Below are 24,062 nucleotides of genomic sequence, written 5' to 3' on the forward strand. Positions count from 1 at the left end.
GTCAGTTGTGGTGCGGGGGTGCTGCCGAGGGGGAATCGCACTGGCGAATGCGTGCGTCGATCCAGCGTCGGTACAGCGTGGTATGCAGGTTGTGCAGGCCCAGTTCGAAGGCAAACGGCGTGCGCGGGTTGCGGTCGAGCAGGCGTGCGATGTGATAACGCACAGGACGTATACCGCGAGGATGCACGTAAATCACGAACCCCTGGTAGAACGGATCGTCCAGCAGGGCGTCCAGTTCGGCCAGCAGCGGTTTCTGCTCTGCGGGCAGGCCATTGCGCCACACCGGGTCACGCTCGATCAGCAGCCGTTCGAAGCGGCGCGGTCCCGGCCCGGGCATGCGCTGGGCCAGCGCCCAGATCTGGCGGTTGATCGTGTCGTAGTGGGCAAACCCGCCGTGCACGCGCAGCGCCTCGGCGGCCGCGGTGCTGACGTCGACCACCACGAAGTTCTCGGCCTGGTTGTTGATGTCGTCCAGGTAGCGCTTGTCGAACACATGCTCGATGAAACCGGGCGCGCCGACGAAGGCCTGTCGACCGAGCTGCGCGGTCTTCACCGCCTTGCCATCGGCGAGGAACGCGCCGGCGTGGCGGCCGAGCAGGATGCTGTCGGTGTCGTGCAGGGTCAGGAAGGTGCCGATCGACAGTTCGCCGGGGCTGAACTCGGCATCGAAGGCCGCATCACCGTAGAGCTCGCGCTGGGTGGCCAGCTGCGCCACCTGCCGCCCTACCCCACATTCGGAGCGGACCCGGCCGTCGTAGAAGTGCTGCAACGCGGCGCTGTTGGCGCCGGCCGGCTGATAGCCCCGCCCGAAACTGCGGAAACGCTGCCAGCCCTGCGCCTGCGCACCGCGTGCACCGAAGCCGATCCAGCCCAGCTGCAGCGCCGAGAAGCGGTAGCCGGGGTTGTCCTGCAGCTGCGTGGCGGCCCGGCGCGTGGCCTGGCCCAGTTTGAACATATACGCACACCGCGTGGCCGGGTCGTCGAACAGCCCGGTCAACCATTCAGCGCGCTGGTCGGCTGTCCACGCCTGTGGCACCTGCACCCGCAGGTCGCCTGCCTGCTGGGCCAGCGGCAACGTGGCCCGCGTACAGACCGGACCGCCGTGGATCACCGGTGTGGCCACCGGCGCGTCGACGATGCGCCAGCCCAGTTCTTCCAGCAGCGCCTGGGTGCAGGTCGGCCCAGGCGCGGCAGCCGCGGTGCCGATGGCTGCACACAGCATGGCCGCCAGCACCCGCGTCCAGCGGCGAGGCCTGCGCGTTACGGTTGGGGATGGCACCCTGCCCGCCTGCTCAGTGCGTGGGTACCGGGGTATCGGCCGCCGGTGCGGGGCCGGGCTCGGGCACCGGCGTCGGTGCGGCGGCCGGCGGCGCGGGCGGGGTTGGCTCGACCGGTGCGGGCGGGGGCGTTGCCGGTACCACCGGCAGGTACTGCTGCAGGCGGTCGAAGAAACGGCGGTAGAACTGCGCGTCCTGCACGGTGCTGCTGGCCACCTTCACCAGCGAGTCGTCGTTGCTGCCGAACGGCAGCGACACCGAGCCCAGCGCGCCCACGCCGACACTGGCCGAGGTCGGGCTCTTCTTCAACGCGTAACGGTCCTGCACCGCACTGACGAACACCAGCGCCTGGTCGCCGCGCGGCGCGCAGGAAATCCGCAGCACCAGCTGTTCGTGCTCCTCGTCGCGCGGCTGGAAGTTCTTGTTGCCCTCCACCGCCGCGGTGTCGGCCCGCGCGATCGCATAGCCCTGGCTGAGCAGGGTACGGCGCGCCGCCTCGCAGGCCTGCGCCGGGGCACCGGGCACGGTGCGCGAATAGGTGTCGCCGGAATCGAAGGATTCGCGGATCAGGGTGCTGTCGGCGGCGCGGCCGCCGCAGGCGGTGAGCGACACGGCCAGCAGGCCCGCCGGGATTACGTGGGACAGGCGCATGCGCGCTCCTGCAGGGACAGACTGCGCCCAGCATAGCCACCCCGGCGTATGTGCCGGGTCTAAAACGGCGAAGGGCCGGCACACTGGCCGACCCTTCGTTGCTTCCGGTTCATGCCCCGCGGTGGGGGCGGCGACCGCCCTCAGTCCGCCCAGCGGCCCACGCCGGTGGACTGCGGCAGCACCTGGGCCGACAGCGGGCGGTCAGTTTCCAGCAGGTTCACCGCGTCGGCCAGGATCGCAGCCGATTCGCGCAGCAGCGGGTCCGGGCGCTTTTCGGCGGCCTTCTCGCGGGCGGCATCCTTGACGATGTCACGCTCGTTGCCAGTCAGGCCGTCGTCATTGCTGTCATCGGCCAGCGGGTCCAGATCCAGGCCCAGCTGCTTGCGGATCACCTGGCGATCCACTCGCTGCTTGTCCTGCTTCTCACGCTCGGCGCGGCGCTCGGCCTCGTTGAGCGAGATGTACTTCTTGGCCTTCTCGGCACGGAACTGCTCGACGTCCTCGTTCCACCACTGGAACTCCTTGTCGGCCGCGATGCGCGAGGCATGGCGGGTTTCCAGCTTGGGCAGCAGCGGGCCGAAGTTGCCGTACTGGGTATGCGGCACCGCGGCGATGCGGGTCCACGGCAGCGCGTTGTCGTAGGTGCTTTCGCCGTACTCGCTGGCGTCCACGCTCGCCGGGAAGGCCAGGTCGGGCACCACGCCCTTGTGCTGGGTGCTGCTGCCGCTGACGCGGAAGAACTGCGCGATGGTCAGCTTGACCTGCCCATAGCGCTGCGCTTCCCCGGTGGGCCAGCGATCCAGGTCCACGATGTTCTGCACGGTGCCCTTGCCGAAGGTGGTCTCACCGATCACCAGGCCACGGCCGTAGTCCTGGATGGCGCCGGCGAAGATCTCCGACGCCGAGGCCGAACCGCGGTTGATCAGCACCGCCAGCGGGCCATCCCACGCCACCGCTTCGCTGCGGTCGCTGTTGACGGTCACGCGGCCGCCGGACTCGCGCACCTGCACCACCGGGCCCTGCTCGATGAACAGGCCGGTCAGTTCGATCGCCTCGTCCAGCGAACCACCGCCGTTGTTGCGCAGGTCCAGCACCACGCCGTCGAGCTTGTCAGTCTTGAAGCCGGCCAGCAGCTTGGCCACGTCACGCGTCGCGGACGCATAGTCGGTGGCGTTGCGGCGACGGCCTTCGAAATCCTGGTAGAACGTGGGCAGCTTGATCACGCCCACCTTGCGCGCCGGTTCCCCGTCCTTGGCCGGAATGGTCAGCGTTTCGCCCTTGGCGGCCTGCTCGGCCAGGCGCACCTTCTGGCGGGTCAGCACCAGCGTGTGGTGCTTGCCGTCCACGCCTTCCTCGGCCGGAATGAATTCCAGCCGCACCTGGGTGTCGGCCTTGCCGCGGATCTTGGCCACCACGTCATCGATGCGCCAGCCGATCACATCCTCGATCGGCCCGGACTTGCCTTGGCCGACGCCGACGATGCGGTCGCCCGCCTTGAGCGTGCCGTTGACCGCCACCGGACCGCCGGCGATGACCTCGCGGATCACCACCATATCGTCCTGGCGCTGCAGCTGCGCGCCGATGCCTTCCAGCGACAGCGACATGGCCTGGTTGAAGTTCTCGGCGGTGCGCGGGGTGAAGTAGTCGGTGTGCGGATCCACCGCGCTGGTGTAGGAATTGAGGAAGAACTGGAACACGTCCTCGCCCTTCAACTCATTGACCGACTTTTCCAGCGTCGCGTAGCGCTTGTCCAGCGTCTTGCGGATCTCGGCCGGCTGCTTGCCGGCCAGCTTCAGGCGCAGCCAGTCGTTCTTGACCGACTTGCGCCACAGGTCGTCCAGTTCGGCATTGCTGGCTGCCCACGGCACGTCCTTGCGGTCGTACTCGAATTTCTCGTCGCTGCTGAAATCAAAGTCCTGCTTGAGCAGCTTGCGGGCATAGCCCACCCGCTCGCCCACGCGCTGCTTGTACACCGCAAAGACCTGGAACGCCGGCTCCAGCTCGCCGCCACGGATGGCGGTGGCGATGTTCGCCTCGAACGGCGCGAACCGGGTGATGTCGGCTTGGGTGAAGAACTGCTTGCTGCCGTCCAACGCCTCCAGGTACCGCTTGAACACATCCTTGGAGGTGGCCGCGTCCAGCGCGCGCGGACGGTAGGCATAGCGGCTGTCCGAGAGCAGCCCGTACACCAGCTTGGAGGTTGTCACCTGGTCGGGCGTGGCCGCCGACGGCAGCGCCGGCGAATCGGCATAGGCGGCCAGTGCCAGCGGCGCGGTGAGCGCCAGGGCCATCAGGAATGCGGGGGCTTTGAATTTCATCAACTTGCTCATGGCACCTTGCCAAGGGGGAGACTGCGTGCGGATCAGACCACACGACAGTGCCGAAAGTTGCGGGCTTTGTCATCCATCGCCGCGCAACACGTATTTCCAGCCTAAACCGGGGTCTGTAGCAAATTGTGAATGTGGGGCAGCGCCGGGGAGCCACCGACCGTTGGTCGGTGGAAACGCGCGGATCGCGGAAGGAAAAACGCGCGAATCGCGGGAGGAAACGTGAGGAGCCCGCCCCGTACCGACCAACGGTCGGTACCTACCGGGAGGCGTTTTTTGCCGTTGGCAACCGCCAGCGCAGGACACTGTCGGGGAGGGGGCAGGCCGCCCTCTCCGGGACCGTTAGCGCCATGGATGGCGCCAGACGAGCACCATGGAAGGGATTTGGCGTGTCCTGGAGAGGGCGGCCTGCCCCCTCCGGGCATGTGGAGAACTGAAGCGCTGCTGTGTGCTGTTGGCTGGATGCCCGGCAGAACCCGGCACTACGTGCAAAGCCATGCCGGGCAGAGCCCGGCACTACGTACAAAGCGATACCGGGCAGAGCCCGGCACTACGTGCAAAGCGATGCCGGGCAGAGCCGGGCCGGGCCGGATCAGGCTACGCCTGCGCCTTTCGCCTGCACGTCGGCATGGTACGAAGAACGCACCATCGGGCCCGAGGCCACGTGGCTGAAGCCCAGCTCGTAACCGTAGACCTCCAGCGCCTTGTAGTCATCCGGCGTCCAGTACCGCAGCACCGGGTGGTGGTGCGGCGTCGGCTGCAGGTACTGGCCGATCGTAATCATGTCCACGTCGTGCGCGCGCAGGTCGCGCATCGTCGCCCGCACCTGGTCCAGATCCTCACCCAGGCCCAGCATGATGCCGGACTTGGTCGCGATCGACGGATGCTGCGCCTTGAAGTTCTTCAGCAGCGTCAGCGACCACTGGTAGTCCGCACCCGGCCGCACATTGCGGTACAGGTCCGGCACCGTCTCGATGTTGTGGTTGAACACGTCCGGCGGGTTGGTCGCCAGGATGTCCAGCGCGCGCTCCATGCGGCCCTTGCCACGGAAGTCCGGTGTCAGCACCTCGATACGCGTGTTCGGCGACTTCTCGCGGATGGCCCCGATGCAGTCGGCGAAGTGCTGGGCACCGCCATCGCGCAGGTCATCGCGATCCACGCTGGTCACCACCACGTACTTCAGGCCCATGTCGGCCACCGTCTGGGACAGGCTGGCCGGCTCGTTGGCATCCGGCGGCTTCGGCCGCCCGTGGGCCACGTCGCAGAACGAACAGCGCCGCGTGCACACCTCGCCCAGGATCATGAACGTCGCCGTGCCATGGCTGAAGCACTCGTGGATGTTCGGGCAGCTGGCTTCTTCGCAGACCGTCACCAGACGGTTCTCGCGCAGCTTGGCCTTCAGCGTCTGCACCGCGTTTCCCGACGGAATCCGCACCCGGATCCACGACGGCTTGCGCAGCACCGGCGCATCGGCGAACTGCACCGGCGAGCGGCCGATCTTGTCCCCGCCCAGCTGTTTGACGCCCGTCTGCAGCGGCGCAACGGACGGCGTGTCGCCCTGCACGATCTGCAGGGGAATGAGGCGAGCGGTGGTTTCAGTCATGGCCTTGGTCGGCGGCGTTACGCCGCCTCTGTCAGATCGGGCAAATCAGTGGTCGGCTGGAGGTCCAGGCCGAACTGGCGGGCCAGATGGCCCAGCAGCACCGGCGTCACGGCCGCCATGCCGGACGGTCCCCCCAAGTCTACCACCGAGGTCACCTGCAGCCCTTGGTAGCCACAGGGGTTGATGCGGTGGAACGGCTCCAGGTCCATGGCCACATTGAAGGCCAGCCCGTGGAAGGTGCAGCCGCGGCGGACCCGGATGCCCAGCGCGGCGACCTTCGCGCCGCCCACGTAGACCCCGGGCGCACCGTCCAGCCGTTCAGCGCCGATATTCCATTCGTCGAGCGTATCAATGATCGCCTGCTCGATCCGGCACACGTAGTCGCGCACCCCGATTCCCAGCCGGCGCAGCTGCAGCAGCGGGTAGACCACGATCTGGCCCGGCCCGTGGTAGGTCACCTGGCCGCCGCGGTCCACGTGCAGCACCGGGATGTCGCCCGGCGCCAGCACGTGCTCGTCCTTGCCGGCCTGGCCCAGGGTGAACACCGGGTCGTGCTCGACCACCCACAGCTCGTCGGCCGTGCTGTCGTCGCGGTTGTCGGTGAACCGCTGCATGGCATGCCAGACCGGCGCATACGGCTGCCGGCCCAGCTGGCGCACCCGCGCCGGCTGCGGCGGACGGGCACCCGGGCTGGGAACGCTGTCGCAGGCGGCTACAGCGTCCACTTCACTTCCGGGTGGTCACGCAGCGCGGCGTGGGCGGCGTCGTACTGTTCGCGGCTGTCGGCCTTGAACACCAGCCGCACCGACACATATTTGCCGTTGGACGAGTGTTTCCAGCTGACCCGCTCGGTCAGTACTTCAACGCCGGCCTGCTCAAGCAGGCGCGGCAATTCGCGTTCAAGCTCCTGGCCGGCCGCGCCCATGGCGCTGAGTTCGAACTGGCCGGGGAACTGGAAGCCGTGGTCGGGGTTGTCAGACGTGATCTCCATGACCGCGATTATGGGGACGCCAGCGGCCGAACCCAAGCGCTGCATGATCGTGCCCATAGCTGCACCCAACGCTACGTGAAAATCGGCCTTCACCAGCAAAACGCTCCAGTGCGTGCGCGGGTATGGTCAGTACATCACGCGTTCACTACGCTGCATGCGCTTAAAAACAAAACAAATCCTGAGCGGGAATTCCATGTCGTTGAAGCCCTATGCGTTGTCGGCCGCACTTGCCGGCGCCCTGGCGTTCGTCGCCCCCGCGGTACAGGCCGCCAACCAGTGCGGCCCCGACGCGATGCGCGAGCACCCTCCGCAGGTCAACTTCCGCGTCGACAACGACCTGTTCGGCGGGGCCGACCAGGACCAGGGCTACACCAACGGCGCCCAGCTCACCCTGGTCTCGCCCAATCTGGTGGACTACACCGACGACGCCTGCCTGCCGCGCCTGGCGCGCTGGGTCAACCGGCACCTGGAAAAGCTGCACCCGGGCGAATTCGAGCAGCAGAACATGATCTTCAGCCTGGCCCAGGGCATCTTCACCCCCACCGATTTCACCCGGAAGGACCTGATCGAGGACGACCGGCCCTACGCCGGCGTGCTGATCGGCAGCTTCGGCTACAACGCCCGCCGGGGCGACCGCCTGCAGACCACCCAGCTCGCCGTGGGCGTGGTGGGCCCGTGGGCGCAGGGCAAGCAGGTGCAGAACGCGGTGCACGAACTGCTGGGCGACGAGAAGTTCCAGGGCTGGGACAACCAGTTGCACAACGAACCGGTGTTCATGCTCACCCACGAGCGCATGCGCCGCTGGCCGGCCGATGCCACCGACAACGCGACCGGCTGGGGCTGGGATGCGATCAGCCATTACGGCGGCGCGGTGGGCAACCTGGCCACCCACGTCAATGCGGGCGGTGAAGTGCGCTTCGGCTGGAAGCTGCCCGACGACTTCGGCAGCACCCCGCTGCGGCCGGCCGGCGAGAACACCGCCCCCACCCGCGGCGGCAAGCCGGCCGGTTGGTCCTGGCACCTGTTTGCCACCACCGACGCCGCCTGGGTGATCCGCGACATCACCCTGGACGGCAACACCTTCCGCAACAGCCACAGCGTGGACAAGCGCCACGTGGTGGGCCAGGCCGGCTACGGCGTGGCGGTCATGCGCGGCCGCTGGAAGTTCGCCGTGGCCCGCTACCACAGCACCCGCGAGTTCGACGGCCAGCGCCAGTCGCCGGTATTTGGCAGCTTCACCATCAGTCGCTCGCTGTAGTTGCCGACCGTTGGTCGGCACACCGACAGGGTAGCTGCCGACCGTTGGTCGGCACACCGACAGGGTAGCTGCCGACCGTTGGTCGGCACACCAAAGAGAAAAAGACCGGCACCCGCCGGTCTTTTTTTGCCTCGGCTGTCCGCCGGCTCGGTAGTGCCGGCCGCTGGCCGGCTCCCCATGACCCATCCAAACACCGGTAGGCGCCGACCGTTGGTCGGCGCCCCCATGACCCCAGCAGGGTGTGCGAGGAGCCGGCCAGCGGCCGGCACTACCCGGAATCGCACCGTTTCGCCCGGGATTCGCAGCGGTTCACGCAGATTCCCAGCGGTTCGGCCGGATAAACGCACCGGTTCACCCTGTAGCTGCCGACCGTTGGTCGGCACACCATCAATCGGCCCATCGCAGCCCCAAAAAAAAGACCGGCATGCGCCGGTCTTTCTTCACTACGGTCGGGCAGGCATCACTCCGATTCCCACCACATCCAGAAGCTGTCCCACAGGCGCTTGAAGAAGCCGGCTTCTTCCACGGCGGCCACGGCCACCAGCGGGGCTTCGGCCACCACCTTGCCATCCAGCGTCACCTTCAGCGAGCCGATCTGCTGGCCCGCGGTGAACGGCGCCTCCAGGGTCTTGGGCACGTCGATGGTCGGCTTGAGGTCGTTGTAGCGGCCACGCGGCACGCTCACCAGCAGCGGCTGGGCCACGCCCAGCTGCACGGTGTCGGTCTTGCCCTTCCACACCTTGTGCTCGGCCACGGCCTTGCCGGGTTCGTACATGCGGTGGGTTTCGAAGAAGCGGAAGCCCCAGTTGAGCAGCGCCAGGCTGTCATCGGCACGCTGCTTTTCCGAGCTGCCGCCCAGCACCACCGCGATCAGGCGCTGGTCGCCGCGCTGCGCCGAGCTCATCAGGCAGTAGCCGGCTTCGGAGGTGTGGCCGGTCTTGATGCCGTCCACGCTGCCGTCGCGCCACAACAGCAGGTTGCGGTTGGGCTGCTTGATGGTGCCCACGGTGAATTCCTTCACCTTGTTGTAGGCGTAGGTCTCCGGGTAGTCGCGCACCATCGCCCGGCCCAGCAGCGCCAGGTCGAAGGCGGTGCTGTGGTGGCCCGGCGCGGTCAGGCCGTGCGCGTTGACGAAGTGCGAGTTCTTCATGCCGATCTTGGCGGCGTAGCTGTTCATCAGCGAAGCGAAGGCCTCTTCGCTGCCGGCCACGTGCTCGGCCAAGGCAATCGCGGCATCGTTGCCGGACTGGATCGCCATGCCCTTCTCCATGTCTTCCAGGCGCGCGGTCTGGTTCACCGGGAAGCCGCTGTAGCTGCCGTCGGTACCGGCGCCACCTTCGCGCCAGGCGCGCTCGCTCATCATCACCTGGTCGTCGGGACGGACCTTGCCGTTCTTGACCTCAGCGGCGACCACGTAGGAGGTCATCACCTTGGTGATGCTGGCCGGGGCCAGCTGTTCATGTTCATTCTCGCCGGCCAGCACCTGGCCGGTGGCGTAATCCATCAGCACCCAGGCCTTGGACACGCTGGGCTTGGGCGCCGGCGGGGTGGCAACGGTGATCGGGGCGGCGGCAGGAGCAGGCGTCGGCTGCGGGGCCGGCTGCGGGGTCTGGGCAGAAACCACGCCCACCAACAGGGTCGTGGCCATGGCAGCAGCGGCAAAGCGGAATTTCATCGGACAGCAAGCTCCTGGAGGGCGCCAAGGTGGAAAGAGGGGTGGGCCATTGTAGGCCCATGCAACGGTGCGGCGTGTGGCGGCCGGCGGCGGCGGCCGTGCCGGTCAATCCTTCACGATCTGCGGCGATCCAAAGCCCAGACCCACGATGCGGCCGGCAAGTTCCGATGCACTGGCGTGGTCGGCGGCCGGAACCCGCAGGCGCCACAGGGTGCGGCCCCCGCTGACGATGTCGCTGATGCTGGCCCCGACAATGCCGGCCGAGGACAACTGCCCCAGCGCGCGGGTGGCGTTGTCGCGGCTGGCGAAGCTGGCCACCTGCAGGAACACGTTGCCCACCTGCTGTTGCAGGGTACTTGCCGGGACAGGCGCGGCGGCCGGTGCCGGGCGCGGCGCCGGGCGGGCGGCAGCGGCAACGGCCACCGGGGCGGCGGGCAGCGCGCTCACCGTGACCGGGGCATCGTCGATCTGTGCGGCCTGGGTGGCGGCCGGACGGCCCGCGCTGGGCGAGGGCGGCGACGGCAGCCGGCCCACCAGTTTGTCCATGTCGCTGGGCGTGCGCGCCGGCGCGGCGCTGGCCACGCTGGCGGCGGCCACGGCACGGCGTTCGCGGCGCGAGGGCTTGTCAGCCAGCAGGTTGTCGTCGCCCGGGCTGAGCGCACGTACTTCCACGTTGCCGGTGCCGCGCTGGGTGATGCCAAGGCGCACGGCGGCGGCATAGCTCAGGTCGACCACGCGGCCATCATGGAACGGCCCGCGGTCGTTGACCCGCACGATCACCGATTCGCCGTTGTCCAGGTTGGTCACCCGGGCGAAGCTGGGCAGCGGCAGGGTCTTGTGCGCGGCGGTGAAGGCGTACATGTCGTACACCTCGCGGTTGGAGGTCAGCCGGCCGTGGAACTTGGCGCCGTAATACGAGGCGGTGCCCTTCTCGGCATAGCCGCTGGTCTTGTCCAGCACCTGGTACTGCTTGCCCAGCACGACATACGGCGATTTGTTGCCCACCGGCGAGCGCGGCAGGTCGACCACGTCCGGCTCGGGAATGCAGGCCACGTTCGGAACATAGGTGGGCGTGCTGTCGTTGACGCCCGGCTTGTACAGCCCGCCGGCGCGGTAGTCGCCGCGGGTGCTGGGATCTTCGGTGGCCGCCTTGTACGGCGAGCCGTCCGGGCAATGGGCCGGGCGTCCGCCCTTGCCCTTGCCCTGCACCAGGGTGCCGCCGGGCTTGGCGGTAACGGCGCTGGCCGGCTTCTTGGGCGCGCTGCTGCAGGCGGCAAGCGCCAGGATCAGCAGACCGGGAACCAGCCATCTGCAGCGTGCGCGTGCGTTCATGCCGGGGGCAGCTCCTGTCCGGCGATGGCCTGGGACAACTGGAACACGGCCATCGCGTACATCTTGGAGAGGTTGTAACGGGTGATTGCGTAGTAGTTCTGGAAGCCCAGCCAGTACTGCTTGCCGGCGCTGCCTTCCAGCGTGATCGGGGTGGCGGTGAGCCCGGCCGGCACGCTCACGCTGGGCTGGTAACCGCGCTGGGCCAACGCGGACAGGGTCCAGGTGGGCGCCCAGTCGGTGGGATTGAATTCCTCGCGTCCCGCGGCCAGCGTGGCCGGTACCGCCACCGGGCCGCCGCGCACCCAGCCGCCCTTCTTGACGAAGTAGTTGGCGATCGAAGAGAACACGTCGTCGTAGCTGTTGAACAGGTCACGGCGGCCATCGCCGTTGCCGTCCACCGCGAAGTCCTGGTAGCTGGACGGCATGAACTGGCCCATGCCCATCGCACCGGCGTAGCTGCCCTTGATCGCAGTGATGTCCAGCTTCTCGTCGCGGGTCAGCGCGAACAGGCGCGCCAGCTCATCGCGGAAATACAGTTCGCGGCGCACTTCGCGCTCCAGCTTGGCCGGATCGCCGCTGCGCGGGTACTTGAAGGCCAGCGTATACAGCGCGTCGAGCACGCGGTAACTGCCGGTATTGCGGCCATAGCTGGTTTCAACGCCGATGATGGCCACGATCACTTCGGCCGGCACGCCCGTGCGCTGCTGTACGCGGGTGAGTTCGTCGCGGTGTTCGGCCAGGAACTTGCGGCCGCCGTCGATCCGCGACTGGCTGATGAACATCGGCCGGTACTCGTTCCACGGTTTGACCCGCTCGGCCGGACGCGACATCGCGGCGATGATCGGGTCGCGGATCTGCGCCTGGGCCAGCGTCGCTTCGATCTGCGCGGCCGGAATGCCGTAGCGCTGGGCGGTATCACGCACGAAGTTGGCGCGGGCCACCTCGAACGGCACCGGGGTCAGGTCGACCGGCGCGGCGGTGGCCGCAGCGGCCTCCGGCGCAGCTTCCGCCGGGCCCTTCTGCCCGGGCACCGGCTTGTTCGGTGCACCCGATGCCTGCGGTGACGGTGACGGAGAGGGCGGTTGGGTCGCGCAGGCGACCAAACCGAGCGTAAGCATGCAGGCCAGAGTGCGTCGAATCATCGCGGCAGGTTAGCAGGTCAAGGATGAATTAAAACCCCTAAGACCATGAATCACAACGAATTGCGTCAGCCAGCGCCGACTCGTTAAGCCCGTGTGTATTTCGACCGTGATCGCAGCCCCATTCAGATAAAGCCGGGAAGCACCTGGCGCCAGCGGCGGTCGAGGTTGAACGCGCGCGTCGGCTGCGGGGGAACCGAACACCCCGATAGGATCGCGCAGGCCGATGGCCAAAAAGGTCGTGCCGGCTGCGCCCCCATCCCCATGGACGCAACCGGCCAAACCGACCAGGTCGGTACCAGCGCGGCGCGCAACTCCCCAGCGCGCGCCTCGCTCCTTGTACCCGTAAGGTCAACTACTCCCCGTCAAGCTCCCCAGATGCAGCGCTTGGCTCACTGCACCCTGCTGACGGGCCGCCATTGTGCAGGCCGTTTACGACAAGTCCATTGATCAGGATCAAGCGACGTCATATGTGTGCGCCACATCCCACTTTTGCGCCACTTTCTTGACGAAACCTGCACCAAACACGACAGCAGATGACGCGCATTCCGCAATTCTGCGGATGGCGTGCGCTGGGCGGGTGCCGTGCGTCGGCAATGGTCGCCACGTTTTTGGGCCATCCCTTCCGAACAATGTTCAGAGCGGCCGACCAACGGTCGGCTCTACCTCCGGGGGCGCTTCTGTGTTGGTGCAGCCGACCAACGGTCGGCTCTACCTCCGGCCGGGTGTGGCAGCCGCCGGCCAGCGGCCGGCCTTACCGTCAGGTGCCGGCCGTCAGTGGCCCGTGGCGCTGCCGGCCGTGGATGGGCTTTCTGCCCTGCACCGCCATGACCAGCCCGAAGCCGGCCAGCAGCGACACCGCCGACGTGCCGCCATAACTGATCAGCGGCATCGGCACCCCCACCACCGGCAGCAGGCCGGAGATCATCCCGCCGTTGACGAGCACGTAGACGAAGAACACCAGACCGGTGGTCCCGGCCAGCAGCCGGGCGTAGCCGCAGCGCGTGCCCGCCGCGATCCACAGGCAGCGCGCGATGACGAACGGGAACAGCCCCAGTACCGCCAGCACCCCGACCCAGCCGAACTCCTCGGCCAGCACCGAGAACGCGAAATCGGTGGTGTACTCCGGCAGGAAATCCAGCGCGGCCTGGGTGCCCTGCCCCCAGCCTTTGCCGTGCATGCCACCGGAGCCAATGGCGATGCGCGACTGGATGATGTTCCAGCCGGTCCCGAGCGGATCGTTCTCCGGGTACAGGAACGTCAGCACACGGTCCTTCTGGTACTGCCGCAGCAGCCCGAACCACGCCAGCGGTGCTGCAACCGACACCCCGCCCAGCGCCAGCGCCACCCAGCCCCAGTGCAGACCCGCCAACAGCAGCGCGAACATCCCACTGGCCGTCACCAGCGTGGCCGTGCCCAGGTTCGGTTGCAGCAGGATCAACACCGCCGGCACTCCGATCAACAGCGCGGCCACCAGCACCACCTTCGGCCGCGGCGGTAGCGTCTGCCGGTGCAGATACCAGGCCATCATCATCGGCAGACTGAGCTTGAGCAGTTCCGACGGCTGCAGGTAGAACGCCCCCAGGTTCAACCAGCGCTGCCCGTATTTCCCCGTACCCACCACATACACCGCCAGCAGCGGCAGCAGCGACACCGCATAGATCCAGGGCGACCACGCACGCAATTGCAGCACCGGCAGCCGCGACAACCCCCACATCGCCGCCAGCCCCGCCGCAAAACGCATGGCCTGCGCCTGCACCGGCCCTTCCACGCTGTGCAACACCGCCAGGCTGGCCAGCATCAACAGGCACAACGCGACCAGCAGCGGAAGATCCAGCGAATGCAGGAAAAAATGAAACGCGGCGCGTACGCGCTGCAGGTGTTCGACCATAGGGGCGACTCCTGGAAATGCGCGACGCACAGCAAACGGCGACACGGCAACAAAAAGCGGACCCGAGCGGCCCGGCGCAAGCGGACGACCCTAGCATGCAGTCCGTTGGGCAACCTGAGTCACGCCCAACCTACGGCTGGCGTGCGGTGGGTCATGTTGTCGCCGAATACAGAAGAGCAGCCGGGCAGAGCCCGGCGCTACGGGCTAGCCGTAGCCGCCGTGCACCGGCTGGTGGCTGCGTGCGGCCATCACCAGCCCGAAGCCGGCCAGCAGCGACACCGCCGACGTGCCGCCGTAGCTGATCAGCGGCATCGGCACGCCCACCACCGGCAGCAGCCCGGAAATCATGCCGCCGTTCACCAGCACGTAGACGAAGAAGGCCAATCCCGTCGCGCCCGCCAACAAGCGCGAATACGAATCCCGCGACTGCGACGCGATCCACAGGCAACGCCCGATCACCACCAGATACAGCACCAGCACCGTGGCCACGCCGATCCAGCCAAATTCCTCGCTCAGCACCGAGAACGCAAAGTCCGTCGTCTGCTCGGGAATGAAGTTCAGGTGCGACTGCGACCCCTGGCCCCAGCCCTTCCCGTCGAACCCGCCCGACCCGATCGCGATCTTGGACTGGATGATGTTCCAGCCCGCGCCCAGCGCGTCCATCTCCGGGTCCAGGAACATCATGATCCGGTCCTTCTGGTAGGGACGCAGCAGCCAGATCCACGCCACCGGCGCCGCTGCCGCCACACCGCCCACCGCCACCCCTACCCACCACCACGGCAGGCCGCCCAGCAGCAGCACGAACGCACCGCTCGCCGCGATCAGCACCCCGGTCCCGAAGTCCGGCTGCAGCATCACCAGCCCGGTCGGCACCCCGATGATCACCGCACTCACCATCACCGTGGAAAAACGCGGCGGCAGCGGCATCTTGTGCAGGTACCAGGCCACCATCATCGGCAGGCTCACCTTCAACAGCTCGGCCGGCTGCAGGTAAAACAGCTTCAGATCCAGCCACTGCCGCCCGTACTTGCCCGTGCCCAGCACGAACACCGCCAGCAGCGGGATCATCGAAATCGCATAGATCAGCGGCGTGGCCGAGCGGATGCGCAGGATCGAAGCACGCGAGATGGCCCACATCGCCCCCAGCCCGACCACGAAACGCGCGCCCTGGGCGAACACCAGCCCGTCGCCGCCGGCGCTCTTCAGCACCGCCAGCCCGATCAGCATCAGCGCCCCCAGCGCCAGGCACAGCACCCAGTCCAGCGAACTGCTGAAACGCACGACCATGTCGGTCGCCCAACGCAGGAACACCTTCATCGTGAGCGCTCCGGCGCAGTAGGCGGGGCCGTGGCGGCAGGCACCGGTGTGCCGGGCACCGGCGATGGCACCGGGGCTACCGGCAGGCCGACCTGGACCGGCAGCGACTCCAGCGCCGCCGCCGCCGCATCGCCGGCCGCACGCGCGCTGTTGTCGCTGCTCTCGAAGCCGGTGATGCCGATCGCCGTCGTGCCGCGCTCGCTGTCCAGCGGCTCCAGCCCGTCGGGCATCTTGCCCAGCAGCCACGCATCGAACAGCTTGCGCGCGATCGGCGCGGCCGCCGAGCCACCGTAACCGCCGCCCTCGACCGCGATCGCCACGGCGATCACCGGGTTCTCGGCCGGCGCGAAGCCGACGAACAGCGAACGGTGGCGCAGGTGCATGGGCAGGCTCTTGGGGTTCACTGCGGCGGTACCGCGGCGGCTGATCACCTGTGCCGTACCGGTCTTGCCGGCAATGGTGTACGGCGCGCCGGCCGCGGCGCGCGCGCCACTGCCGCCCGGGCGCATCGTCCCCATCATGCCTTCGCGCACCGCCTGCAGGTTGCCGGGGCTGGGACTGACCGGCTTGGTCTCGCCGGCCGGCATCGCGGTCCAGTCGGCGTCGAAGCCGGCACGCTGCTGCATCACCAGGTGTGGCGTGCGCAGCTGGCCGTTGCCGATGCCGCTCACGCCATGCACCAGCTGCAGCGGGGTCACTTTCCAGTCGCCCTGGCCGATGCTCACGTTGACCGTGTCGCCGGGGTACCAGCGTTCCTTGCGCGTTTTGTACTTGTGCTGGGGCGAGGGCAGGATGCCGCCGATCTCGCCGGTGAGATCGATGCCCGTGGGCGCGCCGAACCCGTAGTAGCCCATGTACTGGTCGAAGCGCTCGATGCCCATGTCCAGCGCCAGCTTGTAGTAATACGTGTTCACCGACTGGGTGATCGACTTGCGCAGGTCGGTCCAGCCGTGGCCGCCGCGGTTGGCATCGCCCCAGCCGCGCGAGGTGCCCGGCAGGTAGAACATGCCGGTGGACAGGATCTTGTCTTCCGGCTTGCGCGTGCCGCTGTCCAGGCCGGCCAGGCCGATCAGCGGCTTGATCGTCGAACCAGGGGCCACGCCGCCCAGCACCAGCCGGTTGAACTGCGGCCGCGACGGGTTGCTGTTGAGGGCCTGGAAATCGGCATGCGAGATGCCGTTGACGAACAGGTTCGGGTCATACGACGGCAGGCTGACCATCGCCAGCACTTCGCCGGTGCGCGGGTCCATCGCCACGGCCGCGCCTTCGAACTCGCCGAACGCGGCCACCATCGCCCGTTGCAGGTCGGCGTCGATGGACAGCCGCAGGTCGCTGCCGGATTGGGCGGCCACCCGGCCGATGGTGCGGATGGCGCGGCCCTGCACGTTGGTCTCGACCTGCTCATAGCCGACCTTGCCGCGCAGCTGCGACTCGTAATACCGCTCCAGGCCGGACTTGCCGATATGGGTCAGCGCGGCATTGCCCTCGCCCAGGACCTCCAGGTCCTTGTCGTCCACCCGGCCCACGTAGCCGATGATGTGCGCGAACAGGTCGCCATAGGGATAGCGACGGGTCAGGTAGGGCTCCAGCTCCACGCCGGGATAGCGCCAGCGGTCCACCGCGAAGCGCGCCATTTCCTCATCGGTGACCCGCAGCTTGAGCGTGACCGGCAGGAACTTGCGGCGCGCCTTGCGCGACTTGTTGAAGGTTTCGATGTCCTCCGGACTCAGCGCGAGGATCTTGGCCAGCCCGGCCAGGGTGGCGTCCATGTCCTTGACCTTGTCCGGGGTGATGTCCAGCCGGAACGCAGGCACGTTCTCGGCGAGCAGGCGCCCGTTGCGGTCGTAGATCATGCCGCGGCCGGGCACCACCGGACGTGGCTTGATCCGGTTGGCTTCCGAGCGCGTGGCGTAGATGTCATGGTCCAGCACCTGCAGCTTGAAGTACCAGCCGCCCAAGCCCAGCAGGCAGACCAGCACGCCCAGGAAGCCCAGCGCGGCGCGACGCCGGAACTGTTCGCCCTCGGCGTGGGGATTCTTGGCCTGGCGGCGCACGTACATGTCAGCGCCCGCGACGCCCGAAGCGGACCGCGTCGAGCAGGATGAACAGCAGCGGCCACAGGCCCATGCCCAGCAGCGGGGCCCACCAGTACGACCACGGCAGGGTCGGTTCGCCCACCACGATGTGCACCACCGAACTGACGATGCGGTCGTTGAACAGCAAGCCGCCAATGGCGAGCATCTGCTGGGACATCGGGAAGAAGCGGATGCGCGCGCGGAAGCGCTGCAGGATGAAGGTGAGCATGACCAGGCGCAGCGCCTGTTCGCCCAGCACCCCGCCGTACAGCAGGTCGGCGACCACGCCGCTGGCGAACGCGATGCCCAGCCCGACCCGGTCCGGGGCCTCGATCACCCAGTAGGCCAGCACCAGCGCCAGCCAGTACGGCCGCAGCGGCTGCAGCAGCGCCGGCAGCGGCAGCAGGCCGAGCAGCAGCGCCAGCACCACGCTGAGCGGCAGCACCCACGGTTTGTCGCGCAGGCGGCTCATTCGCGATTCTCCACGGGCGGGGCTTGCCGGGCGGAGCCCGGCGCTACCGGCTGCGGCTGCCGGGCAGAGCCCGGCACTACCGGTTGCGGCTGCCGGGCAGAGCCCGGCACTACCGGTTGCGGCTGCCGGGCAGAGCCCGGCACTACCGGTTGCGGCTGCCGGGCAGAGCCCGGCACTACCGGTTGCGGCTGCCGGGCAGAGCCCGGCACTACGGCAGCGTCGGCTGGGGCAGAGCCCCCTTGTTGTTCAAGGGGGCGCGCCGACGGCGCGGGGTTAAGGGGGGATGCCCCCCCGGCAGCCTGATTCGTCTCAGACGGATCTGGCTGAGGCAATTCGTGCGTCGCAGGCACACGAATCGCCGCGCCGGGGCGCAGCAGCAGGACGTCGCGGCCGCGGTCGAGCTGGGCGGCGGGCTTCAGTTCGCCGACCAGGAAGGCGTGGGTATCATCGGGGCGCAGCGCGGTGATCTTCCCCACCGGGAACCCGGCCGGGAAACGCCCGCCCAGGCCGGAGGTGACGATCTCATCGCCCACTTCCACGCCCGCGCTGAGCGGAATGTCGCGCAGCTCCAGGGTGTCGCCCCGGCCGTACACGATCAGGCGCACGCCGTTGCGGGCCACGGTCACCGGTACCGCGTGGTCCGGGTCGGTGAGCAGCAGCACCGTGGCATTGCTGCCGGTGGTGGCGATCACCTGGCCCATCAGGCCACCGGCATCGATCACGGCCTGGCCAAGGTGCACGCCGTCGCGACTGCCGGCGGCCAGCACCAGGCGCTGCCGGACCGGATCCAGGTCGATGTCCAGGATCGGCGCCAGCTGCACGTCCAGCCCGCTGCGCTCGGCCACGTTGAGCAGCTCGCGCAGCTGCGCGTTGTCCAGCGCGGCGGTCTGCAGCCGGGTCAGGCGAGCGTTGGCGATCAGCAGCTTGTTGCGCAGCGCGCGGTTCTCTTCCACCAGCTGGCCATGGCTGGCGGCATTGTCCTTGACCTGGGTGCCCAGCTTGCCGGGCAGCCCGGCCAGCGCCCACACCGGCTGCACCAGCACGTTGGCCTGCGCGCGCAGGCGCGCCAGCCAGCCGGCCTGGTCATCGAGCACGATCAGGGTGATGGCCAGGGCCAGGTAAGCGAGCAGCCGCAGTGGACTGGCGGCGTCGCCCTGGCGGGAGGCTACGGGGGGACCGGCGTAGGGCGGCACGACTGGCTTCGACTGGAGGAAAACGAAAGAAGGATGCGACAACGCCCCGGCGTTGCGATACCCGGCGTGGCAGGCACGCAGCGGGCATCACGCCGCAGGGGCGCGTGCAGGGAGCACAGCCGGTACGGCTTACTCCGGCGCAAAGAACTCGTTGCCGTGCATGTCCACCAGCTCCAGCGCACGCCCACCGCCGCGGGCCACGCAGGTCAGCGGGTCATCGGCCACCTGCACGTGCAGGCCGGTTTCTTCGGAGATCAGGCGGTCCAGGTCGCGCAGCAGCGCGCCACCGCCGGTGAGCACGATGCCGCGCTCGGCGACGTCGGCACACAGTTCCGGCGGGGTCTGTTCCAGCGCCAGCTTGACCGCGCTGACGATGCCCGACAGCGGCTCGTGCAGGGCTTCCAGCACTTCGTTGGAGTTGATCTTGATCATCTTCGGCACGCCCTCGGCGAGGTTGCGGCCGGAGATTTCCATCTCGATCACTTCCGCCTGCGGGTAGGCGCAGCCCAGCTCCACCTTGATGCGCTCGGCGGTGGCTTCACCGATCAGCATGCCGTGGTTGCGGCGCACGTAGTTGGTGATGGACTCGTCGAAGCGGTCGCCGCCGATGCGTACCGAGGCCGAATAGACGATGCCGTTCAGCGAGATCACGGCCACTTCGGTGGTGCCGCCGCCGATGTCGATGACCATCGAGCCACGGGCTTCAGTCACCGGCATCCCGGCGCCGATCGCCGCGGCCATGGGTTCTTCAATCAGGAACACGTCACGCGCACCGGCCTCCTCGGCCGATTCCTTGATGGCGCGGCGCTCGACCTGGGTCGAGCCGGCCGGCACGCAGACCAGCACGCGCGGGCTTGGGCGCAGGAAGCGCGACTTGTGCACCTTCTTGATGAAGTGCTTGAGCATCGCCTCGGTGTAGGTGAAATCGGCGATGACGCCGTCCTTCATCGGGCGGATGGTGGTGATATGGCCCGGGGTACGGCCCAGCATCTGCTTGGCTTCGGCGCCTACGGCAGCCACGGAACGGGTACCACCGATGGCACGGTCCTGGCGCACGGCGACCACGGACGGCTCGTTCAGCACGATTCCCTGCCCACGCACATAGATGAGGGTGTTGGCCGTGCCCAGGTCGATGGACAGGTCATTGGAGAACATGCCGCGCAGTTTCTTGAACATCTGGGAGTTGATCCTGAGGGGTGTCGCGCCCAACGCGGGATGGCGAAAAAATGGGCAGAATTCGAGGTCGACAAGCCTAGCAATCCCCCTGTGCGCGAGCAAGGACAAATCTGGTGCAAAGCCAGCCTTCACGGCCATTCAGCCGAATTTGGCCAGGGTCGGACAGCACCGGTTCTGGCCCAAAGCCGCCTCACCCGTTAACCTTTGCGCCGCAGGGCGCCTCGAGGCGCCGTTTCGTTGCCCGCCTGGCGGGCCTCAAACTCCTTCCCGCATAGGCCTTAATCGATGTCCGCTTTGATCTGTGGTTCTCTTGCCTTCGACACCATCATGGTGTTCCCGGACCAGTTCAAGAATCACATCCTGCCGGACAAGGTGCACATCCTGAACGTGTCGTTCCTGGTGCCGCGCATGCGACGTGAATTCGGCGGTTGCGCAGGCAACATCGCCTACAACCTGCACCTGCTGGGCGGCGACCCGATCCCGATGGGCACCGTGGGCTCGGACTTCGGCCCCTACCGCGAGTACTTCCAGGGCCTGGGCATCGACCTGGCCCGGGTCAAGGTGATCGACGAGCTGTTCACGCCCCAGGCGTTCATCACCACCGACCACGACAACAACCAGATCACCGCCTTCCACCCGGGCGCGATGATGCGGTCCTACGAGAACCACGTGAAGGACGTGCCGGGCGTGACCCTGGGCCTGGTCGGCCCGGACGGGCGCGAGGGCATGATCCAGAACTCGCAGGAGTTCTTCGAGGGCGGCGTGCCGTTCATCTTCGACCCGGGCCAGGCCATGCCGCTGTTCAACGGCCCGGAACTGCGCACCTTCATCGAGCAGGCCGACTACGTGGTGGTCAACGACTACGAGTCCAACCTGCTGCAGGAGCGCACCGGCTGGGACGAAAAGGCCATCGTGAGCCGGGTCAAGGCCTACATCACCACCCGTGGCCCGAAGGGCGCGGTGATCCACACCCCGGAAAAGACCTATGACATCCCGCCGGCGCACGAGCGTCGCGTGGTGGACCCGACCGGCTGCGGCGACGCGTTCCGCGCCGGCCTGATCTACGGCATCGAGAAGGGCTTCGACTGGCTCACCATCGGTCGCATGGGCAACCTGATGGGCGCGCTGAAGGTGGAACACCCGGGCACGCAGAACCAGCGCTTCACGTTTGAAGAGTTCAACGAGCAGTTCAAGCAGCAGTTCGGTTACGCGCTGAACGTTTGATCGCGCTGCGATCAGACACCGCCGTGGATCAGCGTCACCACCAACGGTGGTGACCTACCGCTGCATCAGGTCGTGGCCGCAGGCGTCGGCCGGGGACATTTGCGAGAGGGCCTGCCGGCTGCCAAGCGGCCCCGGACGCGCGCATCACGCCCAAACCAGGACGCGCAGCTGCGCCCGCTCCGGCGCAGCAATCCCCAGGCTCCCCGCCCCGCTGCCCGCCTCAGGACTCCGGGCTCGGACTCAAGGCTTGGGCCTAGGCGTGGACGTAAGCGTCGGCTTGGCCTTCTCCGGCAACCGGTACAGCTCTTTTTCGTAGGCCAGCGTGCCCCACATGGCATAGGCGTGGGCGCGCCGTGCCAGCGCCGGGTTCAGCGGCTGCGGGTGCAGCTGGTCGCTGGCCGGGTCGTAGCGGTAGCCCTGTGCCGGTTTGTCCGGCTGCAGGATGGCCACGTCGTTGCCCTCCATCCACGCCAGGTTGCGGTCGTACTGCATCAGCGCGCGCCCAGGCTGCAGCCGGCGCGCGTCGGTCAGGTCCTGCCCCACCAGCGGCGTGGGATCGGCAATGCCCAGCAGCGACAACAGCGTCGGCGGCAGATCGATCTGGCTGACGATGCGGGCGTCCCGGCGGGGCGCGATGCCACCGCCCAGGATCAACCCGGGGATATGGAAGTTGCCGATGGGCACCATGTCCTTGCCGAACACCCGCGAATCATGGTCTGCCACGACCAGGAACACGGTATTTTCCCAGTACGGTGATGCCATCGCCTTGCGGAAGAATTCGCCCAGCGCGTAGTCGGCGTACTTGGCGGCATTGTCGCGGGTCTGCTTGGGCTGCTCGTACAGGTCGATGCGGCCGTCGGGGAACTCGAACGGATCGTGGTTGCTGGAGGTGAACACCAGCCCGAAGAATGGCTTGCCCTGCGCATTCAACTCGCGGAACTGCTGGTCGGCACGGACGAACAGGTCCTCGTCCGACGCCCCCCACGACCCGACGAACGCCGGCGTGCGGTAGTCCTTGCGGTCCACGATGCGGGTGAAGCCGTTGGCGAGGAAGAACTCGCGCATGTTGTCGAAATGGCTTTCGCCGCCGTAGTAGAAGCCGGTGTCGTAGCCATGCCGGCCCAGCACGTCGGCCAGGGTGAAGAAGCGCTCGCGGGAGGCGGGCAGCTTGACCACCGATTCGGCCGGGGTGGGCGGGAAGCCGGTCAGCACCGCCTCGATCCCGCGCACCGAGCGCGTGCCGGTCGCATACAGCCGCTCGAACGCCCAGCCCTGCGTGCTCAAGCGGTCGTAGTTGGGCGACAGCGGCCGTCCCCCCAGGCTGCCGATGAACTGCGCCCCCAGGCTTTCTTCCAGCACGATCACCAGGTTGCGCGGCGTGCCCGCGTGCACCGGCGGCCGCACGGCCAGGCTCGGCAGGTCATCGGACACGTACGCCGATGCCGGCAGGCCACTGGTGGCGCGCAGTTCGCTGAGCACCTCGGCCAGCGGCATGTCGCCATACACGCGCGAGGTTTCGCTGCGGGTTGCCAGCTGCCGCGCGGCAAAGCCGACGGTGTACAGCGAGTTCAGCGGCAGCGCGTTGACGGTGGGGTCAGTGGAGAACGCCACAAGCGCCGGGTTCAGGGGGCGATGCCCCAGGCTCGAGCGCACGCCCATGGCGGCCAGCAGCAGCACCAGCAGCGCCAACGGCAGCCGCCATAGCCAGCCGGCCTCGACCGGGACCGTCGGCGCAGGCAGTACCCAGCGGCGCGAGCCGCGCAGCAACACCCAGAACAGCACGATCACCGCCGTCACCTCGATCACCACGGCCAGCAGGTGCCCGCGCAGCAGGGTCATCCCGACTTCCTCGGGATAGATCAGGTATTCCAGGAACAGGCGGTTCGGGCGCAGCCCGTATTCGGCCATGAAGCTGGGCGTGGCCAGCTCCATGAACACCAGCAGCACGCTCGCCACGATCAGCCAGCCGCGCAGCAGGTGGCGCCAGGCGCGGCCCAGCCGCCCGTCCACCGGCAGCAGCAGCGCCAGCACCGCAGGAATGCCATGGAGCAGGCAGAGCGTGGAGACATCCACCCGTATTCCCTGCAGGAACACCGTGGCCCAGCCGTCGGCGGCGCTGACCCGGGAGGCATGCCACAGCGCCAGCCCCAGCCGGGACACCGACAGGACCACCAGGCCGAACAGAAAGAAGGCGGCAATCGGAGACAGACGCCGGTACAGCGACACCCATACAGCTCGGAGCATGAAAGGAATCCAGAAAGGGAACGACGAACAGCCCGTGCCCATCCCTGGCAGCGGGCCACACCTGACCACGTGTTAACCGACACACACCCGCCAGCGCAGCGCACCTGCCGCCGCCACGGTTCTACGCCTATCGCTGCCTGGATCAGGCCGCTCCGGTCGGCGGCGGCGGTTCCCCAACCGCGCCCCGCCCCACGCCAGACCCGTCCGTCATCTATCC

General features: G+C 68.0%; 18 protein-coding genes. 2 read left to right on the forward strand and 16 right to left on the reverse strand.

The genetic code is table 11. From position 1 onward, the window contains the following. Position 1: 1 nt before the first annotated feature. The 6 genes from GQ674_RS16350 to GQ674_RS16375 form a co-directional block, all read right to left on the reverse strand. Entirely contained in the window at positions 2-1,222 is a 1,221-nt protein-coding gene (locus tag GQ674_RS16350) for a hypothetical protein (protein ID WP_159497917.1), read from the reverse strand. 70 nt (positions 1,223-1,292) lie between these two features. Continuing rightward, positions 1,293-1,928, reverse strand: coding sequence for a DUF2242 domain-containing protein (locus tag GQ674_RS16355; protein ID WP_159497918.1), 636 nt, complete (start codon positions 1,926-1,928; stop codon positions 1,293-1,295). A gap of 140 nt (positions 1,929-2,068) precedes the next feature. After that, positions 2,069-4,246 (reverse strand): carboxy terminal-processing peptidase, encoded by a 2,178-nt coding sequence (locus GQ674_RS16360; protein ID WP_159497919.1) that lies wholly within the window; start codon positions 4,244-4,246, stop codon positions 2,069-2,071. Positions 4,247-4,847: 601 nt separating this feature from the next. Continuing rightward, positions 4,848-5,858, reverse strand: coding sequence for a lipoyl synthase (gene lipA / locus GQ674_RS16365; RefSeq protein ID WP_038686209.1), 1,011 nt, complete (start codon positions 5,856-5,858; stop codon positions 4,848-4,850). A gap of 17 nt (positions 5,859-5,875) precedes the next feature. Then, complete coding sequence (gene lipB / locus GQ674_RS16370; protein WP_159497920.1) at positions 5,876-6,583, reverse strand: lipoyl(octanoyl) transferase LipB; 708 nt, start codon at positions 6,581-6,583, stop codon at positions 5,876-5,878. Continuing rightward, positions 6,571-6,849: a DUF493 family protein gene (locus tag GQ674_RS16375; RefSeq protein ID WP_128097003.1), complete on the reverse strand. Its 279-nt coding sequence runs from the start codon at positions 6,847-6,849 to the stop codon at positions 6,571-6,573. The genes lipB and GQ674_RS16375 overlap by 13 nt, the downstream gene beginning before the upstream one ends. A 193-nt stretch (positions 6,850-7,042) precedes the next feature. Here GQ674_RS16375 and GQ674_RS16380 point away from each other — a divergent pair, with 193 nt between their 5' ends. Further along, positions 7,043-8,107 (forward strand): lipid A deacylase LpxR family protein, encoded by a 1,065-nt coding sequence (locus GQ674_RS16380; protein WP_201290169.1) that lies wholly within the window; start codon positions 7,043-7,045, stop codon positions 8,105-8,107. 460 nt (positions 8,108-8,567) lie between these two features. On the opposite strand, the gene GQ674_RS16385 is transcribed toward GQ674_RS16380, so the two are convergent. The 9 genes from GQ674_RS16385 to GQ674_RS16425 all read right to left on the reverse strand — a co-directional run bounded on the left by GQ674_RS16385 (position 8,568) and on the right by GQ674_RS16425 (position 20,377). After that, the gene (locus tag GQ674_RS16385) at positions 8,568-9,782 is read right to left on the reverse strand and encodes a D-alanyl-D-alanine carboxypeptidase family protein (RefSeq protein ID WP_038686203.1); all 1,215 of its coding nucleotides are present in this window, start codon (positions 9,780-9,782) and stop codon (positions 8,568-8,570) included. Between the two features lie 105 nt (positions 9,783-9,887). After that, positions 9,888-11,114 (reverse strand): septal ring lytic transglycosylase RlpA family protein, encoded by a 1,227-nt coding sequence (locus GQ674_RS16390; protein ID WP_159497921.1) that lies wholly within the window; start codon positions 11,112-11,114, stop codon positions 9,888-9,890. Next, on the reverse strand, positions 11,111-12,256 hold the full coding sequence (mltB, locus tag GQ674_RS16395; RefSeq protein WP_159497922.1) for a lytic murein transglycosylase B: 1,146 nt from the start codon (positions 12,254-12,256) through the stop codon (positions 11,111-11,113). The genes GQ674_RS16390 and mltB overlap by 4 nt, the downstream gene beginning before the upstream one ends. A 757-nt stretch (positions 12,257-13,013) precedes the next feature. Then, entirely contained in the window at positions 13,014-14,144 is a 1,131-nt protein-coding gene (gene rodA / locus GQ674_RS16400; RefSeq protein WP_159497923.1) for a rod shape-determining protein RodA, read from the reverse strand. A 204-nt stretch (positions 14,145-14,348) separates the two neighbouring features. After that, positions 14,349-15,461 (reverse strand): rod shape-determining protein RodA, encoded by a 1,113-nt coding sequence (rodA, locus tag GQ674_RS16405; RefSeq protein WP_159497924.1) that lies wholly within the window; start codon positions 15,459-15,461, stop codon positions 14,349-14,351. Next, on the reverse strand, positions 15,458-17,521 hold the full coding sequence (gene mrdA / locus GQ674_RS16410; protein WP_159497925.1) for a penicillin-binding protein 2: 2,064 nt from the start codon (positions 17,519-17,521) through the stop codon (positions 15,458-15,460). The genes rodA (GQ674_RS16405) and mrdA overlap by 4 nt, the downstream gene beginning before the upstream one ends. A 1-nt stretch (position 17,522) precedes the next feature. Then, positions 17,523-18,008 carry a rod shape-determining protein MreD gene (gene mreD / locus GQ674_RS16415; protein ID WP_128097599.1) on the reverse strand — a complete coding sequence of 162 codons (486 nt, stop codon included), beginning with the start codon at positions 18,006-18,008 and terminating at the stop codon, positions 17,523-17,525. Then, positions 18,005-19,201 carry a rod shape-determining protein MreC gene (gene mreC / locus GQ674_RS16420; protein ID WP_159497926.1) on the reverse strand — a complete coding sequence of 399 codons (1,197 nt, stop codon included), beginning with the start codon at positions 19,199-19,201 and terminating at the stop codon, positions 18,005-18,007. The genes mreD and mreC overlap by 4 nt, the downstream gene beginning before the upstream one ends. A gap of 129 nt (positions 19,202-19,330) precedes the next feature. After that, entirely contained in the window at positions 19,331-20,377 is a 1,047-nt protein-coding gene (locus GQ674_RS16425) for a rod shape-determining protein (protein ID WP_038686189.1), read from the reverse strand. A gap of 285 nt (positions 20,378-20,662) precedes the next feature. On the opposite strand from GQ674_RS16425, the gene GQ674_RS16430 reads away from it, so the two are divergent. Then, positions 20,663-21,601 (forward strand): carbohydrate kinase family protein, encoded by a 939-nt coding sequence (locus GQ674_RS16430; RefSeq protein WP_159497927.1) that lies wholly within the window; start codon positions 20,663-20,665, stop codon positions 21,599-21,601. Between the two features lie 240 nt (positions 21,602-21,841). Here the strand turns inward: GQ674_RS16430 and GQ674_RS16435 are convergent, their stop codons facing one another. Then, on the reverse strand, positions 21,842-23,845 hold the full coding sequence (locus tag GQ674_RS16435) for an LTA synthase family protein (protein ID WP_159497928.1): 2,004 nt from the start codon (positions 23,843-23,845) through the stop codon (positions 21,842-21,844). Positions 23,846-24,062 lie beyond the last annotated feature (217 nt).

The organism is Stenotrophomonas sp. 364 (assembly GCF_009832905.1).
In the GTDB taxonomy this organism is placed as follows: domain Bacteria; phylum Pseudomonadota; class Gammaproteobacteria; order Xanthomonadales; family Xanthomonadaceae; genus Stenotrophomonas; species Stenotrophomonas maltophilia_AP.

What these genes read in the sequence shown, in the direction of transcription:
- GQ674_RS16350 (WP_159497917.1), bottom strand. Translation starts at nt 1,222, where the DNA reads ATGCTGTGTGCAGCCATCGGCACCGCGGCTGCCGCGCCTGGGCCGACC.
- GQ674_RS16355 (WP_159497918.1), bottom strand. Translation starts at nt 1,928, where the DNA reads ATGCGCCTGTCCCACGTAATCCCGGCGGGCCTGCTGGCCGTGTCGCTC.
- GQ674_RS16360 (WP_159497919.1), bottom strand. Translation starts at nt 4,246, where the DNA reads ATGAAATTCAAAGCCCCCGCATTCCTGATGGCCCTGGCGCTCACCGCG.
- lipA (WP_038686209.1), bottom strand. Translation starts at nt 5,858, where the DNA reads ATGACTGAAACCACCGCTCGCCTCATTCCCCTGCAGATCGTGCAGGGC.
- GQ674_RS16375 (WP_128097003.1), bottom strand. Translation starts at nt 6,849, where the DNA reads ATGGAGATCACGTCTGACAACCCCGACCACGGCTTCCAGTTCCCCGGC.
- GQ674_RS16380 (WP_201290169.1), top strand. Translation starts at nt 7,043, where the DNA reads ATGTCGTTGAAGCCCTATGCGTTGTCGGCCGCACTTGCCGGCGCCCTG.
- GQ674_RS16385 (WP_038686203.1), bottom strand. Translation starts at nt 9,782, where the DNA reads ATGAAATTCCGCTTTGCCGCTGCTGCCATGGCCACGACCCTGTTGGTG.
- GQ674_RS16390 (WP_159497921.1), bottom strand. Translation starts at nt 11,114, where the DNA reads ATGAACGCACGCGCACGCTGCAGATGGCTGGTTCCCGGTCTGCTGATC.
- mltB (WP_159497922.1), bottom strand. Translation starts at nt 12,256, where the DNA reads ATGATTCGACGCACTCTGGCCTGCATGCTTACGCTCGGTTTGGTCGCC.
- rodA (WP_159497923.1), bottom strand. Translation starts at nt 14,144, where the DNA reads ATGGTCGAACACCTGCAGCGCGTACGCGCCGCGTTTCATTTTTTCCTG.
- rodA (WP_159497924.1), bottom strand. Translation starts at nt 15,461, where the DNA reads ATGAAGGTGTTCCTGCGTTGGGCGACCGACATGGTCGTGCGTTTCAGC.
- mrdA (WP_159497925.1), bottom strand. Translation starts at nt 17,521, where the DNA reads ATGTACGTGCGCCGCCAGGCCAAGAATCCCCACGCCGAGGGCGAACAG.
- mreD (WP_128097599.1), bottom strand. Translation starts at nt 18,008, where the DNA reads ATGAGCCGCCTGCGCGACAAACCGTGGGTGCTGCCGCTCAGCGTGGTG.
- GQ674_RS16425 (WP_038686189.1), bottom strand. Translation starts at nt 20,377, where the DNA reads ATGTTCAAGAAACTGCGCGGCATGTTCTCCAATGACCTGTCCATCGAC.
- GQ674_RS16430 (WP_159497927.1), top strand. Translation starts at nt 20,663, where the DNA reads ATGTCCGCTTTGATCTGTGGTTCTCTTGCCTTCGACACCATCATGGTG.
- GQ674_RS16435 (WP_159497928.1), bottom strand. Translation starts at nt 23,845, where the DNA reads ATGCTCCGAGCTGTATGGGTGTCGCTGTACCGGCGTCTGTCTCCGATT.